The following is a 14643-nucleotide window of genomic DNA, read 5'->3' as shown; positions in this document are numbered from 1 at the left end:
CCACATCCTGTTGTTGCTAGAAAACACTATGAAACCAAATTACAAAATCGATGCCGTATGCTGTTTGAACGGTTCCAACGGCTACCAGCAGCAACTCCAGCCGCCACATGAGGCTGCTCCAACCTTCTTGAAATTGCGTTGAGTGCCGGTAGCGATCTTGAAACTCCTGAAACTGCCGATTGAATTGCTCTTGTTCTCGACGAAAGCTATCGGCCTGCTCTTGGTCAATTTGAGCGCTTTCAATAAACTCTTTAATTGATTCTGGGGTGTTCTCTACAAACGGGTTATCGTATCCGAGCCGATGGTTTATCCGAGCAATTTGTGAGGCATGGACGTCAAAAGTGTTTATGATTGCCTTATCCCTGAAAGCTATAGCATTGGCCGTTTGATCGAATTGCCATTTAGCTTGGGACCGATCCCAGCTTTCCAAGGCCCGCGTAAACCGACTTCGTTGAAAAGCTATATTGAGAACAGCCCAAGCGATAATCAGTGCCCCAAATTTGGCGAATTTCTCAGGTTCAATAGCTCGCAAAAGATGTGCTGAGTAGCCCCCAAACATTAGAAGTTGAACTGCGACATATAGTGTTGGGCGAAGAGTTCTGTTCCAGTATTTTTTTACTGAAGGGCTCAACGTCACCTCTTCCTCCGCTTCACATTCCCACCCCGCTGCCCCGGCCGTCCAGCCGTTGACCGTCCGCGCGATTTCACGGCATCCTCGGATGCCTTCTCGACCGCCCATTGGCGCGCCATGGGGTCGTCGGCGACGGCCAGATCGACCGCTTCCAGACGTTTGATCTCATCCCGGATATTGGCGGCCTCTTCGAACTCCAGGTTCTCGGCGGCTTTGCGCATCTGGTCGCGCAGGCCGTCCAGATGGGCCTCGAGATTGGCGCCGTGCATCGGTTTGTCGATAGTGGCGGTGACGCGGTTCATGTCGACGTCACCTTCATAAAGACCGGCCAGAACGTCCTCGACGTTTTTCTTCACGGTCTCAGGCGTGATGCCGTGTTCTTCGTTATAGGCGAGCTGTTTGGCACGGCGGCGGTTGGTCTCGCCCAAGGCGCGCTCCATCGAGCCGGTAATCTTGTCGGCATACATGATCACCCGGCCATCGGCGTTCCGCGCGGCGCGGCCGATGGTCTGGATCAGCGAGGTTTCAGACCGCAGGAAGCCCTCTTTATCCGCGTCCAGAATGGCGACCAGCCCGCATTCGGGGATGTCGAGCCCTTCGCGCAGCAGGTTGATGCCGACCAGCACGTCGAAGGCCCCCAGCCGCAGGTCGCGCAGGATTTCGATCCGTTCCAGCGTGTCGATATCTGAATGCATGTAGCGGACTTTGATGCCCTGTTCGTGCAGGTATTCGGTCAAGTCCTCGGCCATGCGTTTGGTCAGCGTGGTGACCAGCGTGCGATAGCCGTCAGCGGCCACCTTGCGCACCTCGTCCAGCAGGTCGTCCACCTGCATCGAGACGGGTCGGATTTCGACCTCTGGGTCCAGCAGGCCGGTGGGGCGGATGACCTGTTCGGTGAAGACGCCTCCAGTCTGTTCGATCTCCCACTTTGCAGGGGTGGCCGAGACGAAGACGGATTGCGGGCGCATGGCGTCCCATTCCTCGAACTTCAATGGGCGGTTGTCCATGCAAGACGGCAAGCGGAACCCGTGTTCGGCCAGAGTGAACTTGCGCCGATAGTCGCCCCGGTACATGCCGCCGATCTGCGGGACGCTGACGTGGGATTCGTCGGCGAAGACGATAGCGTTGTCGGGGATGAATTCGAACAGCGTTGGGGGCGGTTCACCCGGCGCACGGCCGGTCAGATAGCGCGAGTAGTTCTCGATCCCGTTGCAGACGCCGGTGGCCTCAAGCATTTCCAGATCGAAATTTGTTCGTTGTTCCAGGCGTTGGGCTTCCAGCAACTTGCCCTCGCCCACCAGCTGATCCAACCGGATGCGCAGTTCCTTTTTGATCCCGATGATCGCCTGATTCATCGTCGGCTTCGGCGTGACGTAATGCGAGTTGGCATAGACCCGCACCTGCTCCATCGTCGCGGCGCGTTCACCGGTCAGGGGATCGAACTCGGTGATGGTTTCCAGCTCCTCACCGAAAAACGAGAATTTCCAGGCGCGGTCTTCAAGGTGGGCAGGCCAGATTTCCAAACTGTCGCCCCGCACGCGGAACGAGCCACGCTGAAACGCCTGATCGTTGCGGCGGTATTGCTGGGCGACCAGATCGGCCATCACCTGCCTCTGGTCATACTCGCGACCTACCTTCAGGTCCTGCGTCATCGCCCCATAGGTCTCGACCGAGCCGATACCGTAGATGCACGAGACCGAGGCGACGATGATTACGTCGTCCCGCTCTAACAGCGCCCGCGTGGCCGAGTGGCGCATCCGGTCGATCTGTTCGTTGATCTGCGATTCTTTTTCTATGTACGTGTCGCTGCGGGGCACATAGGCCTCTGGCTGGTAGTAATCGTAGTAGGATACGAAATATTCGACTGAGTTCTCGGGGAAGAAGCCCCTGAACTCACCATATAGCTGCGCCGCCAGTGTCTTGTTGGGGGCAAGGATGATCGCAGGGCGCTGCGTTTCCTCGATCACTTTGGCCATGGTGAAGGTCTTGCCCGTGCCGGTGGCACCCAGCAGAACCTGATCTCGCTCTCCGTCCTGAACCCCGCCTGCCAGTTCTTTGATGGCTGTTGGTTGATCACCTGCAGGCGCGAATTCAGTGTGCATCACAAACTGCTTGCCGCCTTCCAGTTTCAGGCGGGCGCGCACGTCTTCGGCGGTCAGTTGGGTCTTGTCGGAATGGGCGTATGGCATGGGCAGGCTCCGGGTCAGGTCCCTACATTTGTTCTTATTTTGTCCATCTGCAAGGGCTGATCCGAGTATGATGTGGACTTATGCGGCTGAAATCAGGCTGCTGCGGTGTAGCGATGCCCATATCGTATTCAGGGATAGACTGGATTGATCCTGAAAACTGGGTTCGCGTGATCGTATAGACTCATCTGATGACATATTTTGTCATCAGATGAATCCGAAGTTTCCGGCGGTCGAAAAGTGTCGGCCCTATCGAAATGGACAGGCCAACATACTGACGCGGATCTACCCAGATACGCCAGCGCGTTCCAAAGCCTGATGAGGCCAATCCGTAATCTGTGCGGGATCGGTTACGATAATCTCGGGCCGCCCGGTGTCATTGTCGGGGAACATCTTGGTGGGGCCTGTGACATACGCATAGGAGCGGCGCGGTTGCTCCTCTCCATCCGCGCGGTAGCGGTTCAGGATCAGGTTCATTACATCTTCGCCGCCGCCCACGTTCCCATTTGGAATGAACAACTGATACGGCTGGGTCAGGCTGCCGGTGTGAAACAGGATATGATCACCCGAGGTGGGCGTGAAGTCACGCAGTTCTATGAACACTGTGGTCTCCTGACCTGCTTTGGCGATCTCAACTAGGCGATCATAGTCCAGACGGGTGTTGAACATGTTGATCTCGGGGTTCCGGCGCTTGATTTCGCGGTAGCCTTCGATGATGCGTGCCCGCAGGTCCCACCATGTTGTCAGGGCGGCGTAGTTGCGCATGACCGAGCCATTGTTGGCCACCTGATCCCAAATGCCCAACGTTGCGGATTGTGCCATGCGTTCGGCCTCGCGATACCGGTCATGCAAATGGGCAAATTCGGCATAGCCGTATTTCTGGAAATAGGGTGAAAGACCTTCCTGAATCATCACCTGCTGAAAATCGGTGCCGTCTTCCAGTTCGAGATAGCACAGAACCCGACCAAAATTGCCTCGGTACTTCTGCAAGGCTTCGGCACGTGGCTCGTTTCCGGGCAGGATCAGTTTGACCGTATCCCCGGGCGCAATCAGTTCCTTGGCACGGTCGGAGGCGGCGTGACCAAGCGGGGTAACCGGTTTACTGCCGGCAAAGACCTCTTCGGTATCAAGCGCCAGAATGCGCAAGCTTTCGCTTTTATCGGCATCGTCCTCAAGAAAGACACGAACGGTATCCCCATCAACAACACGGTCCACACGGGCGGTAAAAGATGTCCCTGACATCGGGCTTCTCCAATCAATTGAAACAAACACACTTAGGATACCATGTTTGCGCGACAGTTTGTTAACTGCTGTGCGTGCAGTCTTGCCCCTGACGCCGCACTGGCGCATAAACACGCCAGCCAAGTGAGTACGGAGAGGCGATATGCGCGCACGGATTTACCAGCCCGCCAGAAATGCGATGACCTCGGGCATGGCCAAGACCCGCAAATGGGTGCTGGAATATGCGCCTGCCTCAGCGCGCGAGGTTGATCCGCTGATGGGCTGGACCTCATCCAACGATACCCAGACGCAGGTGCGCCTGAAGTTCGACACCAAGGAAGAAGCGTTGGATTATGCCAAAGACAATGGCATCGACGCACAGGTAAGCGAGCCGCACAAGCGCAAACCCAACCTGCGGCAACGCGGTTATGGCGAGAATTTTGCCACCGACCGCCGCGCGCCCTGGACCCACTAAGTGATCGAGATTCGCGCCGCTGATCCCGGATCAGAGGCTCTGCGTCCGATTATTGAGGCCCATCTTGCCCATAGTTGGGAGGCAACGCCGCAGACCTCAAATCACACTCTGGACGTCGAGGCTCTGCGCGCGCCCGAGATTCGGTTCTGGGGCGTTTTCGAAGATGATGTGGCGCTTGGGTGCGGAGCGCTCAAAACGCTTCCCGATGGCACGGCCGAGGTGAAATCGGTTCATGTCGTGTCGGCGGCACGCGGTCGCGGCCTTGCACGTGAGATCATGACCTATCTGGCTGACTTGGCCAAAGCCGAGGGAGTTTCCGCGCTTGTACTGGAAACCGGCGCGGCCCATCTTTCCGAATATGACGCCGCACGCAAACTCTATGAGGCGCTGGGATATTCCTATTGCGGCCCGATCTTTGGCTATGAAGAAGATCCCAACAGCGCGTTCATGCGCTTGGCCCTTGAACCCCGCTTATAAAAACCGCAAGAAGGGCGCAGCGGTCCCTTAGCTCAACTGGATAGAGCAGCTGACTTCTAATCAGCAGGTTGAGGGTTCGAGTCCTTCAGGGATCGCCATTTCTAAAACTCTATGAAATCGCCCGTTTTCTGGTGGGGCAAGGCCATTGCCTCAAATCACTTCTTTATTCCTCGGTCGCACAAAGGTGCGGAGCCAAGCGACGGCACGTTCCGACAAGCTAAGAAGAGCAAAAAATCAAGTGGGGGTTCGAGGGGCTGGGTGAGGGGGTTTGGGCCAGCCCCTCGCAAGGGGGTTATTCAGTGGTAGTGTTAACCGCTGATTCACAGTCTAGCGAAAGCCGATGATCCGCGACATTGGGGGATTCCCGTAGAACAGACGTTTTTTGTGTGGTTTCTCGAAAATGCTGTGGAAAAACATCGAAAATCCAACGGGCTGTCGCGCCCCAAAGGCCTGAAATTTCCAAGTGGTTCCGGCGTTTTGCCAATAAGGAGAGATTGCCGCAAAAAACATCTTGCAACCGGTTGCAAAAATTCTCATTGTGAAGCGCAACAGGATTCGGGAGAGATGCATGCTGAGTGTTGGACTGCTTGGGGCCGGTCGGATTGGGCGCGTTCATGCGCAGGCGATTACGGCGCATCCTGACAGCACCCTCTCTGCGGTCTCAGATGCGGTCGCGGACGCCGCCAGCCAGCTTGCGGGCGAATATAGCGCGCAGGTACGCAGTTCACATGAAATCATTGCAGATCCTGCGATTGATGCCGTTCTGATCGCAACCCCAACCGATACGCATTCGGACCTGATCGAGGCGGCGACGCAGGCGGGCAAGGCGGTTTTGTGCGAAAAGCCGGTGGATCTGGATTTGCAGCGTGCAATGGCCTGTCAGGCCAATGTGGCGGATCATCAAAAGCCCATCATGATTGGGTTCAACCGCCGGTTTGACCCGAATTTTTCAGCGATGAAAGCTGCCTCAGACGCCGGAGAGATCGGTAAGACCGAGCTGCTTTCGATCACGTCCTTCGATCCGGCACCGCCACCAGTAAGCTACATCAAAGTGTCCGGTGGATTGTTTCGGGACATGATGATCCACGATTTTGACATGGCGAACTACCTTATGGGTGGCTTGCCTGTGGCGATTTCCGCCGTTGGTTCGGCGGTGGTTGATCCCGAAATCGGACAGGCCGGGGATGTTGATACAGCGGTCGCGACACTGACCTATTCGGATGGTCGGATCGCGGTCATCAAAAACTCGCGCCGCGCAGCCTATGGCTATGACCAGCGGGTCGAGATGCTGGGGTCTGAAGGTCTGTTGCAGGCCCAGAACGTGCTGGAAAACACCGTGATCAAATCCACCGCCGATGGCGTTGTTGGTGCCAAGCCAACCTATTTTTTCCTTGAGCGGTACATGACTGCCTACAAGGCTGAATGGGCCGCTTTTGTCGATGCGATCACGGCGGGTCAAGCCGTCCCGGTCACGCTGGAAGACGGTGTCGCGGCGCTGGCCATGGCCGAGGCAGCGACCCAATCTGCCGGGTCCGGAAGGCCGGTTCAACTTAGCGATATTTTGAAACCGGTTGCAAAATGAGTGAATTTATTCAAACTGAACGCAGCTCGGAACCTAACCCGAGCCTCGGAGATTCGGCCTGGCCGGATGAACAGGGGTAAACGCCCAGAGCAAAAATCGACGGTTTTTATGGGAGGAAACCAAATGAACAAATTTGTAAAAAGTGTTCTTGCGGCCAGCGCGCTTGCGGTTGCAGCCGCGACAGGTGCTGCCGCAGAAGGCGAGAAGTACATTCTGGTCAGCCACGCGCCTGACAGTGACAGCTGGTGGAACACGATCAAAAACGGGATCGCACTTGCAGGTGATCAGATGGGTGTTGAGGTTGAATACCGCAACCCGCCCACCGGAGACCTTGCCGACATGGCGCGGATCATCGATCAGGCGGCAGCCTCGGGTCCGAACGGGATCATCACCACTCTGGCTGACCCGGATATTCTGGAAGGCCCCATCAAGGCCGCCGTGGATTCTGGTATCGACGTGATCATCATGAACACCGGCACGCCCGAAAAGGCGCGCGAAGTGGGTGCGCTGATGTATGTCGGGCAGCCTGAATATGACGCGGGGTATGCCGCCGGTCTGCGTGCCAAAGGCGATGGCATCGGGTCGTTCCTGTGCGTGAATCACTACATCGTTCAGCCGTCCAGCCAAGAGCGCTGCCAGGGTTTCGCGGATGGTCTGGGTATTGACCTGGGCGAGCAGATGATCGACGCGGGTCAGGACCCGGCCGAGATCAAGAACCGTGTTCTGGCCTATCTGTCGGCCAACCCAGACACAGATGCCGTTCTGACGCTTGGTCCGACATCGGCGGACCCGACCATCCTTGCCCTGCAGGAAAACGGCATGGCCGGTGACATCTATTTCGGCACCTTCGATCTGGGTGGTGAAATTGTCAAAGGCATCAAGGACGGTACCATTCAGTGGGGGATCGACCAGCAGCCCTTCTTGCAGGCCTACCTGCCGGTTGTTGTGATGACCAACTACCACCGCTATGGCGTTCTGCCCGGCAACAACATCAACTCGGGCCCCGGTTTTGTGACTGCTGACGGGCTGGAGAAAATCGAAGAATTCGCGGGCGAATACCGCTGATCTTCAATAGTCGAGCGGGCGTGATCTAACGCCCGCTCAGCCCAACTTTCTTATTCTTCGGGATCACCCGTGAGGGGAGGACCTTTATGTCAGAGTCAGCTCAATCCACGGCAGGCAGCGACGAACGGATCAAAGAGATCTCGCCGTTGCGCCGCGCCCTGATCCGCCCGGAACTGGGTGGCATGGTCGGTACCGTCGCCGTATTCACCTTCTTCCTGCTATTCGCCTTTGACAGTGGCATGTTCAACTCTCAAGGCGTGATGAACTGGTCGATCGTTTCAGCCCAGTTCATGATCATCGCCGTCGGGGCCTGCCTGTTGATGATCGCGGGTGAATTTGACCTGTCCGTCGGGTCTATGATTGGTTTTGCCGGGATGATGATTGCCATCTTCTCGGTCACGCTGACCTGGCCGGTCTGGATGGCGATCATCGTCACGTTTGTTCTGTGCGTCGCTATCGGTGCCCTCAACGGCTTTATTGTCGTGCGCACCGGATTGCCCAGCTTTATTGTGACGCTGGCGTTTTTGTTCATTCTGCGCGGCTTTACGATATTTCTGCCGCAGACGATTGAGCGCAAGACCATCATCGGCGGCATCAAAGATGTCGCAGAAGGCGATTGGCTCGCCTCGGTTTTTGGCGGCAAGGTGTTTCAGGGCCTTTTCGTTTGGCTGGGTGACAATGGAGTTATTGCGACGTTCGAGCGCGGATCGCGCCTAGGCGAACCAGTGGTGGACGGCATTCCGATGCTGATCATCTGGGCCATCGGCATCATCATTTTTGGCCATGTTTTGCTGACTAAAACCAAGTTCGGAAACTGGATCTTTGCCGCAGGTGGAGACGCCGAGGCCGCACGGAATTCGGGTGTGCCCGTGAACAAGGTGAAAATCCTGATGTTCATGTTCACCGCATTCTGCGCCACTGTTTTCGCCACCTGTCAGGTGATGGAGTTCGGCTCAGCCGGGGCAGATCGTGGTTTGCTGAAAGAGTTCGAGGCGATCATCGCGGTGGTCATTGGCGGCGCGTTGCTAACCGGCGGCTATGGCTCGGTTCTGGGCGCCGCGCTTGGCGCGCTGATCTTTGGCGTAGTGCAGCAGGGGCTGTTCTTTGCCGGGGTCGAAAGCTCGCTGTTCCGGGTGTTCCTGGGTGTGATCCTGCTGGGTGCGGTGATCTTGAACACCTATATCCGTCGCATCATCACAGGAGAACACTGAGATGACTGAAGACACCAAATTTCACCATGGCGACGCACAAGAGCGAAAGCCGATCATCCGTATGGTCGACATTCAAAAACACTTTGGGTCTGTGATTGCGCTGGCCGGTGTCAGTTTCGACCTCAAGCCGGGCGAATGCCACTGCCTGCTGGGCGATAATGGCGCGGGTAAGTCGACCTTCATCAAAACGATGTCCGGTGTGCACAAGCCAACTGCGGGTGAGATTTTCTTCGAAGACAAGCCTATGCATTTCGAAGATCCGCGCGACGCGATTTCTGCGGGCATCGCCACGGTGCACCAGCATCTGGCCATGATCCCGTTGATGAGCGTCAGCCGCAATTTCTTCATGGGTAATGAGCCCACGCGTAAAGTTGCCGGTATCAACTTCTTCGACAAGAAGCTGGCGGATGAGATCACCATGGAGGAGATGCGCAAAATGGGCATCAACCTGCGTGGTCCCGATCAAGCCGTCGGCACCCTGTCGGGCGGGGAACGTCAAACCGTTGCGATTGCGCGGGCTGTGCATTTCGGAGCGAAGATCCTGATCTTGGACGAGCCGACCTCGGCCCTTGGGGTGCGTCAAACCTCGAACGTGTTGGCGACCATCGATAAGGTGCGCAGTCAGGGCGTGGGTGTCGTGTTCATCAGTCACAACGTGCGTCACGCGCTGGCTGTCGGCGACCGATTTACCGTTTTGAACCGGGGTCAAACCCTCGGCACTGCGAAACGGGGTGAGATCACGCCAGAAGAGCTTCAGGACCTGATGGCAGGGGGCCAGGAGCTGGCCCAGCTGGAAGGCTCGCTGGGCGGAACAGTTTAAACCACCGATGCTCCGCAGACATGCGGAGTATCGAACCAAGTGGTGGCGCAAAACCACAAATCGTCAGGCCCATTCGGTTGGCCTGGAACCTTCAATAATGTGAATACCAACGGAATGCCGATGGCGGCTTCGTGTGGAAAGGGATCATGATGAGCAAGACAGTCCGACTGACCGCGGCGCAGGCTCTGGTGCGCTATCTAGGGGCGCAGATGAACGAGGCCGGAGAGCCCTTTATCGCGGGTGTCTGGGCCATCTTTGGCCATGGCAATGTGGCGGGTTTGGGTGAAGCTTTGCATGCCGTCAGAGACAGCCTGCCTACCTATCGTGGTCACAACGAACAAACGATGGCCCATTGTGCGATTGCCTATGCCAAACAGATGCGCCGCACGCGGGCGATGGCGGTGACGTCGTCCATCGGGCCTGGGGCCACGAATATGGTGACGGCGGCGGCCTTGGCCCATGCCAACCGCTTGCCGGTTCTGATCATCCCTGGTGACGTGTTCGCCACGCGCGGGCCCGATCCGGTGCTGCAACAGATCGAAAACTTCGGCGATGGCACCGTCAGCGCCAATGACTGTTTCCGCCCGGTTAGCCGGTACTATGACCGTATCTCGCGCCCCGAACACCTGTTGACGGCTCTGCCGCGTGCCTTCCGCACCATGACCGACCCGGCTGATTGCGGCCCGGTAACGCTGGCCTTCTGTCAGGACGTGCAAGCCGAGGCGTATGACTACCCTGAAAGCTTCTTTGAACCGCGCGTCTGGTATCAGCGCCGCATTCGCCCGGATGAGGGCGAACTGGCGCGCGCTGTCGCCGCGATCAAAGCCGCCAAACGCCCCGTGATCGTGGCCGGGGGCGGGGTGCATTACTCGGGTGCGACCGACACGCTGCAACGCTTTGTTGAGACCCACAATGTCCCCATCGCTGAAACGCAGGCTGGTAAGTCCGCTTTGGCGTGGGACCATCCGCTGAACCTCGGCCCCATTGGTGTAACCGGTGGAGAACCGGCCAACGACGTTTGCGCCAAGGCCGATCTGGTTCTGGCGGTTGGTACGCGTTTGCAGGATTTCACCACCGGATCCTGGGGCCTGTTTTCGAACCCCGAACGCGAGATGGTGTGCCTGAACACCGCCGCCTATGACGCCGAAAAACACGGCGCGATGCCGCTGCAAACCGATGCGCGCATTGGTTTGGAAGAACTTGGCGCAAGCCTGCAGGGCTACAGTGCAGACCCCGTGGCTGACACGCTCAAAGCGGATTGGTTTGGCAAGGTCGACAAGCTGACCGACGCGCCTGGCGATGGGAATGCACTGCCTACCGACATGCAAGTGGTGGGCGCGGTTCAGCGCGCCTCGCATGACGATACGGTTGTGATGTGTGCGGCAGGCACCATGCCGGGTGAGCTGCACAAGCTGTGGAAAGCGCCGCGACCCGGGGCCTATCACATGGAATACGGGTTCAGCTGCATGGGATATGAGATCGCCGGTGCGATGGGTATCAAGATGGCCCAGCCGGATCGCGACGTGATCTGCTTTACCGGCGACGGCACCTATATGATGGCGAACTCGGAAATGGCCTCTGCCGCGATGATGGGTATCTCGTTCACCGTGGTGATCACCGACAACCGTGGATTTGGCTGTATCAACCGCTTGCAGATGGGCACTGGCGGGGCCGAGTTTAACAACCTTCTGGATCACGCGGTGCACGAAACGCCCTCGGCCATTGATTTTGCCGCCCACGCGGCGGCAATGGGGGCGACCTCAGTCAAGGTTAACTCGATTGCTGAACTGGAGGATGCGCTGGCCAAACGCGCCGACATCAAAGGCCCCTATGTGGTGGTTATCGACACCGATCCGTACCCGTCCACCGAATATGGCGGCACATGGTGGGAGGTCGCCGTGCCCGAGGTCTCGATCCGTCCCGAAGTCAACGAAAAACGCGCGGCCTATGAAGTTGCGATCAAAGAAAGAAACACGAAATGAGCGTGAAGATCGGCATCTCTCCGATTGCGTGGCAGAATGATGATTTGCCCGACCTGACGGCGGCCTACACTATGGAACAGGCGCTGAAAGAGGCGCGAGAGATTGGCTATACGGGCGTCGAGCGCGGCCAACGGATGCCCGGCGATACCGAAGGGTTGCGGGCTTATCTGGATGCCAGCGATATTGCCCTGTGTGGCGGCTGGTGTTCCGGCGCATCGTTGCTCAATGACTTCGCAACCGAGCGTGAGGCCGTTCGCGAACAGGTCGAGCAGTTCGTGGCGCTGAACAGCCCGTGCATTGTCTATGCGGAATGTTCCAACACCATCCAGACGGAGGCAGGTACGCCGGTCAATCACCGGCCCAAACTGTCAAAAGATGAGGTGCTGGCCTACGCCGCCAAGATCACCGAACTGGCAAAATGGATGGCCGATCAGGGCATGCCCATGGCTTATCACCATCACATGGGCACCATCATCGAAAGCGAAGATGATGTGAACTGGCTGATGGAAGGGTCAGGTCCCGAGGTGGGATTGTGTTTTGACACCGGTCATCTGTTGTTTGGCGGCGGCGATGTGATGGCAACCTTGAACCGTTGGGGCGACCGAGTGCGTCACGTACACTTCAAGGATATCCGCCCTGCTGTTGTGCAGGATGTGCGCGAGAATAATCGCAGCTTTTTGGATGCGGTCATCGCTGGGGCCTTCACCGTGCCTAGTGACGGCTGCATCGACTTTCAGGCCGTCGCAAACGCGCTGAAGGCGATGGACTATAGCGGCTGGATCGTGGTCGAGGCGGAACAGGACCCGGCCAAAGCACCGCCCTGTGAATACTCCAAACTGGGTTACGACCACATCGTTGATGTCTGCGGCAAGGCAGGATTGGAGATAGCGGCTTAGTACACCGCCCCAAGGGGCAACACCGAAGGCCATGTGAAAGGAGTCGGTCATGGTAAATCAAGACCTCGGATATGTCGGCTATTTCGACCGGGAATCCTGTGATCTGGATGAGTTTAAGGTGTTGACCTCACAGAACCTTTTGGCCGATGCAGTGCCTCATGCCGTTTCGGTTGAAAAGAACGTGCCGGTCTATGACATGCAGGCGCTATGCCAGGTGCTGGACCAGCCCGACGCACGGCAAGCATTGCTGGCAGAATGGGGCTGGGTGTTGGACAAATCCGCCGGGGTGATCGCGCTGAAAAGGGCCTATCCGGATACGGCTGTTATCGACCGAGCGACGGATGTGTTTCGCCAGATTATTGACGAGGAACGTCAAAGCGGGTCTGGTGAAGGCGACCACTTCGCCGCCTCAGGTGCCAACGACCGGATTTGGAATGCGCTGCAAAAACAGTGCCTACGCGATCCCGAAGGCTTCGCGCTTTACCTCGGGAACACGGCTATCGCTGCGGCTTGTGAGGCATGGCTAGGTCCGAATTATCAGATGACCGCCCAAGTCAATCAGGTGCGACCCGGTGGCAGGGCGCAGCAGGCACATCGGGATTATCATCTGGGGTTCCAAAGTGTTGACAGCGCGGCAATGTATCCAGCCCACGCGCATCTGGTTACAGCCTCGCTGACCTTGCAGGGCGCAGTGGCCCATTGCGACATGCCTGTGGAAAGCGGCCCAACCAAACTACTACCCTTCTCGCAGCTTTATCAGCCGGGCTATCTGGCGTTTCACGATGAAGCCCACCGGGCGTATTTCGAGGACAACTATATCCAGTTGCCGTTAGAAAAAGGTGATGCGGTGTTCTTCAATCCGGCGCTGTTCCATGCTGCGGGCGAAAACAGCAGCGCCGATATTCACCGGATGGCGAATCTGCTGCAAATCTCATCAGCTTTCGGGCGCGCGATGGAGGCGTTGGATCGCCAGGCGATGTCTCTGGCGGTTTTCCCATCGCTGGTTTCCTTGAAACAGCGTGGGGCGTTGGATGCGGCGCAGTTGGAGGCCGCAATAGCGGCCACTGCTGAGGGTTATCCGTTCCCAACCAATCTGGACACGGACCCTCCGGTTGGGGGCAACGCGCCGGAAAGTCAGGCGGATATCCTGCGACGAGCGGTTGTGGAAGGATGGACCAAGGCGCAACTGGCCCAGACACTCTCGGCACTGACCCAAAGGCAAGCTGCCTGAAACAACCGGGTGGTTGTCATGGCCGCCCGCAAGGAGAACAAGATGGCGGATTTGCACAAAAAACCCCTCGGCTCGCATGGGAAAGTTCACGATATCACTCCGGCCAGCGCGGGATGGCGTTACGTGGGTTTTGGTCTTTATCACCTGCGCGCCGGCGATAAGGCCGCTGAGGCCACCGAGAACCGTGAGATCATACTGGTGATGGTCGAAGGCAAGGCGCAGATCACAGGGGCGGGGCAGGATTGGGGCGTTCTGGGCGACCGGATGGATGTGTTCGAGAAGACACCGCCGCATTGTCTCTATCTGCCTAACGGAACCGAATGGGAGGCCGTCGCAGAAACCGATTGCGTCATTGCTGTGTGCTCGGCCCCGGGCAATGGCGGGCACGAGGCACGGCGGATTGGTCCCGATGGCATTACCCTGACCGAGCGCGGCAAGGGCGTGAACACGCGCTATATCAACAACATCGCGATGGAGGCAGAGGACTACGCTGACAGCCTGCTGGTGACAGAAGTGTTCACGCCGAATGGACACTGGTCGTCCTACCCCAGCCACCGTCATGATGAAGACGACTACCCCCGCATAACCTATTTGGAAGAAACCTATTACCATCGTCTCAACCCGGCCAACGGGTTTGGCATACAGCGAGTCTACACCGACGACGGGCAGTTGGATGAAACGATGGCGGTGTCCGATGGCGATGTTGTGATCGTGCCGCGTGGACATCACCCTTGCGGTGCGCCCTATGGGTTTGAGATGTACTATCTGAACGTCATGGCCGGCCCCCTGCGGAAATGGCGGTTCGTCCCGGCCCCTGAGGTCGAATGGATCATGGAGCGTGATGGATAGGCCCCAGTGTGTCCGAG

Annotated in this window: 13 protein-coding genes and 1 tRNA gene; 11 read left to right on the top strand and 3 right to left on the bottom strand. The window is 57.7% G+C overall.

The annotated features are described in order from the left end of the window. Window positions 1-16: 16 nt before the first annotated feature. From ABLN87_RS15800 to ABLN87_RS15790, 3 genes are all read right to left on the bottom strand, one after another. A complete protein-coding gene (locus ABLN87_RS15800) occupies window positions 17-631 on the bottom strand; it encodes a hypothetical protein (RefSeq protein WP_353011782.1) in 615 nt (204 codons plus the stop codon). A 2-nt stretch (window positions 632-633) separates the two neighbouring features. Then, the gene (gene uvrB, locus ABLN87_RS15795) at window positions 634-2820 is read right to left on the bottom strand and encodes an excinuclease ABC subunit UvrB (RefSeq protein WP_353011780.1); all 2187 of its coding nucleotides are present in this window, start codon (window positions 2818-2820) and stop codon (window positions 634-636) included. A 282-nt stretch (window positions 2821-3102) separates the two neighbouring features. Continuing rightward, window positions 3103-4059 (bottom strand): thermonuclease family protein, encoded by a 957-nt coding sequence (locus ABLN87_RS15790; RefSeq protein ID WP_353011778.1) that lies wholly within the window; start codon window positions 4057-4059, stop codon window positions 3103-3105. Between the two features lie 142 nt (window positions 4060-4201). Here ABLN87_RS15790 and ABLN87_RS15785 point away from each other — a divergent pair, with 142 nt between their 5' ends. The 11 genes from ABLN87_RS15785 to iolB all read left to right on the top strand — a co-directional run bounded on the left by ABLN87_RS15785 (window position 4202) and on the right by iolB (window position 14626). Next, window positions 4202-4513, top strand: coding sequence for an ETC complex I subunit (locus ABLN87_RS15785; RefSeq protein ID WP_353011777.1), 312 nt, complete (start codon window positions 4202-4204; stop codon window positions 4511-4513). Further along, window positions 4514-4990 carry a GNAT family N-acetyltransferase gene (locus tag ABLN87_RS15780; RefSeq protein ID WP_353011775.1) on the top strand — a complete coding sequence of 159 codons (477 nt, stop codon included), beginning with the start codon at window positions 4514-4516 and terminating at the stop codon, window positions 4988-4990. A gap of 21 nt (window positions 4991-5011) precedes the next feature. Then, window positions 5012-5088: transfer RNA gene (locus tag ABLN87_RS15775), tRNA-Arg, on the top strand. Window positions 5089-5558: 470 nt separating this feature from the next. Further along, window positions 5559-6572: an inositol 2-dehydrogenase gene (iolG, locus tag ABLN87_RS15770; RefSeq protein WP_353011773.1), complete on the top strand. Its 1014-nt coding sequence runs from the start codon at window positions 5559-5561 to the stop codon at window positions 6570-6572. Window positions 6573-6695: 123 nt separating this feature from the next. Next, on the top strand, window positions 6696-7637 hold the full coding sequence (locus ABLN87_RS15765; protein ID WP_353011771.1) for a sugar ABC transporter substrate-binding protein: 942 nt from the start codon (window positions 6696-6698) through the stop codon (window positions 7635-7637). Between the two features lie 86 nt (window positions 7638-7723). After that, on the top strand, window positions 7724-8848 hold the full coding sequence (locus tag ABLN87_RS15760) for an ABC transporter permease (protein ID WP_353011769.1): 1125 nt from the start codon (window positions 7724-7726) through the stop codon (window positions 8846-8848). Window position 8849: 1 nt separating this feature from the next. Beyond that, window positions 8850-9668 carry an ATP-binding cassette domain-containing protein gene (locus tag ABLN87_RS15755; protein ID WP_170536080.1) on the top strand — a complete coding sequence of 273 codons (819 nt, stop codon included), beginning with the start codon at window positions 8850-8852 and terminating at the stop codon, window positions 9666-9668. A gap of 149 nt (window positions 9669-9817) precedes the next feature. Then, window positions 9818-11650: a 3D-(3,5/4)-trihydroxycyclohexane-1,2-dione acylhydrolase (decyclizing) gene (iolD, locus tag ABLN87_RS15750; RefSeq protein WP_353011767.1), complete on the top strand. Its 1833-nt coding sequence runs from the start codon at window positions 9818-9820 to the stop codon at window positions 11648-11650. Beyond that, on the top strand, window positions 11647-12546 hold the full coding sequence (gene iolE, locus ABLN87_RS15745) for a myo-inosose-2 dehydratase (RefSeq protein WP_353011765.1): 900 nt from the start codon (window positions 11647-11649) through the stop codon (window positions 12544-12546). Before iolD ends, iolE begins: the two co-directional genes overlap by 4 nt. Window positions 12547-12595: 49 nt before the next feature. Beyond that, entirely contained in the window at window positions 12596-13777 is a 1182-nt protein-coding gene (locus ABLN87_RS15740; RefSeq protein ID WP_353011763.1) for a phytanoyl-CoA dioxygenase family protein, read from the top strand. A gap of 42 nt (window positions 13778-13819) precedes the next feature. Further along, on the top strand, window positions 13820-14626 hold the full coding sequence (iolB, locus tag ABLN87_RS15735) for a 5-deoxy-glucuronate isomerase (protein ID WP_353012092.1): 807 nt from the start codon (window positions 13820-13822) through the stop codon (window positions 14624-14626). The last annotated feature ends 17 nt before the right edge of the window (window positions 14627-14643 follow it).

The sequence above is a fragment of the Ruegeria sp. SCP10 genome (assembly GCF_040329495.1).
Taxonomy (GTDB): domain Bacteria; phylum Pseudomonadota; class Alphaproteobacteria; order Rhodobacterales; family Rhodobacteraceae; genus Ruegeria.
The sequence above is the reverse complement of the archived record's forward strand: the minus strand, read 5'-3'. Positions and strand labels throughout refer to the sequence as shown.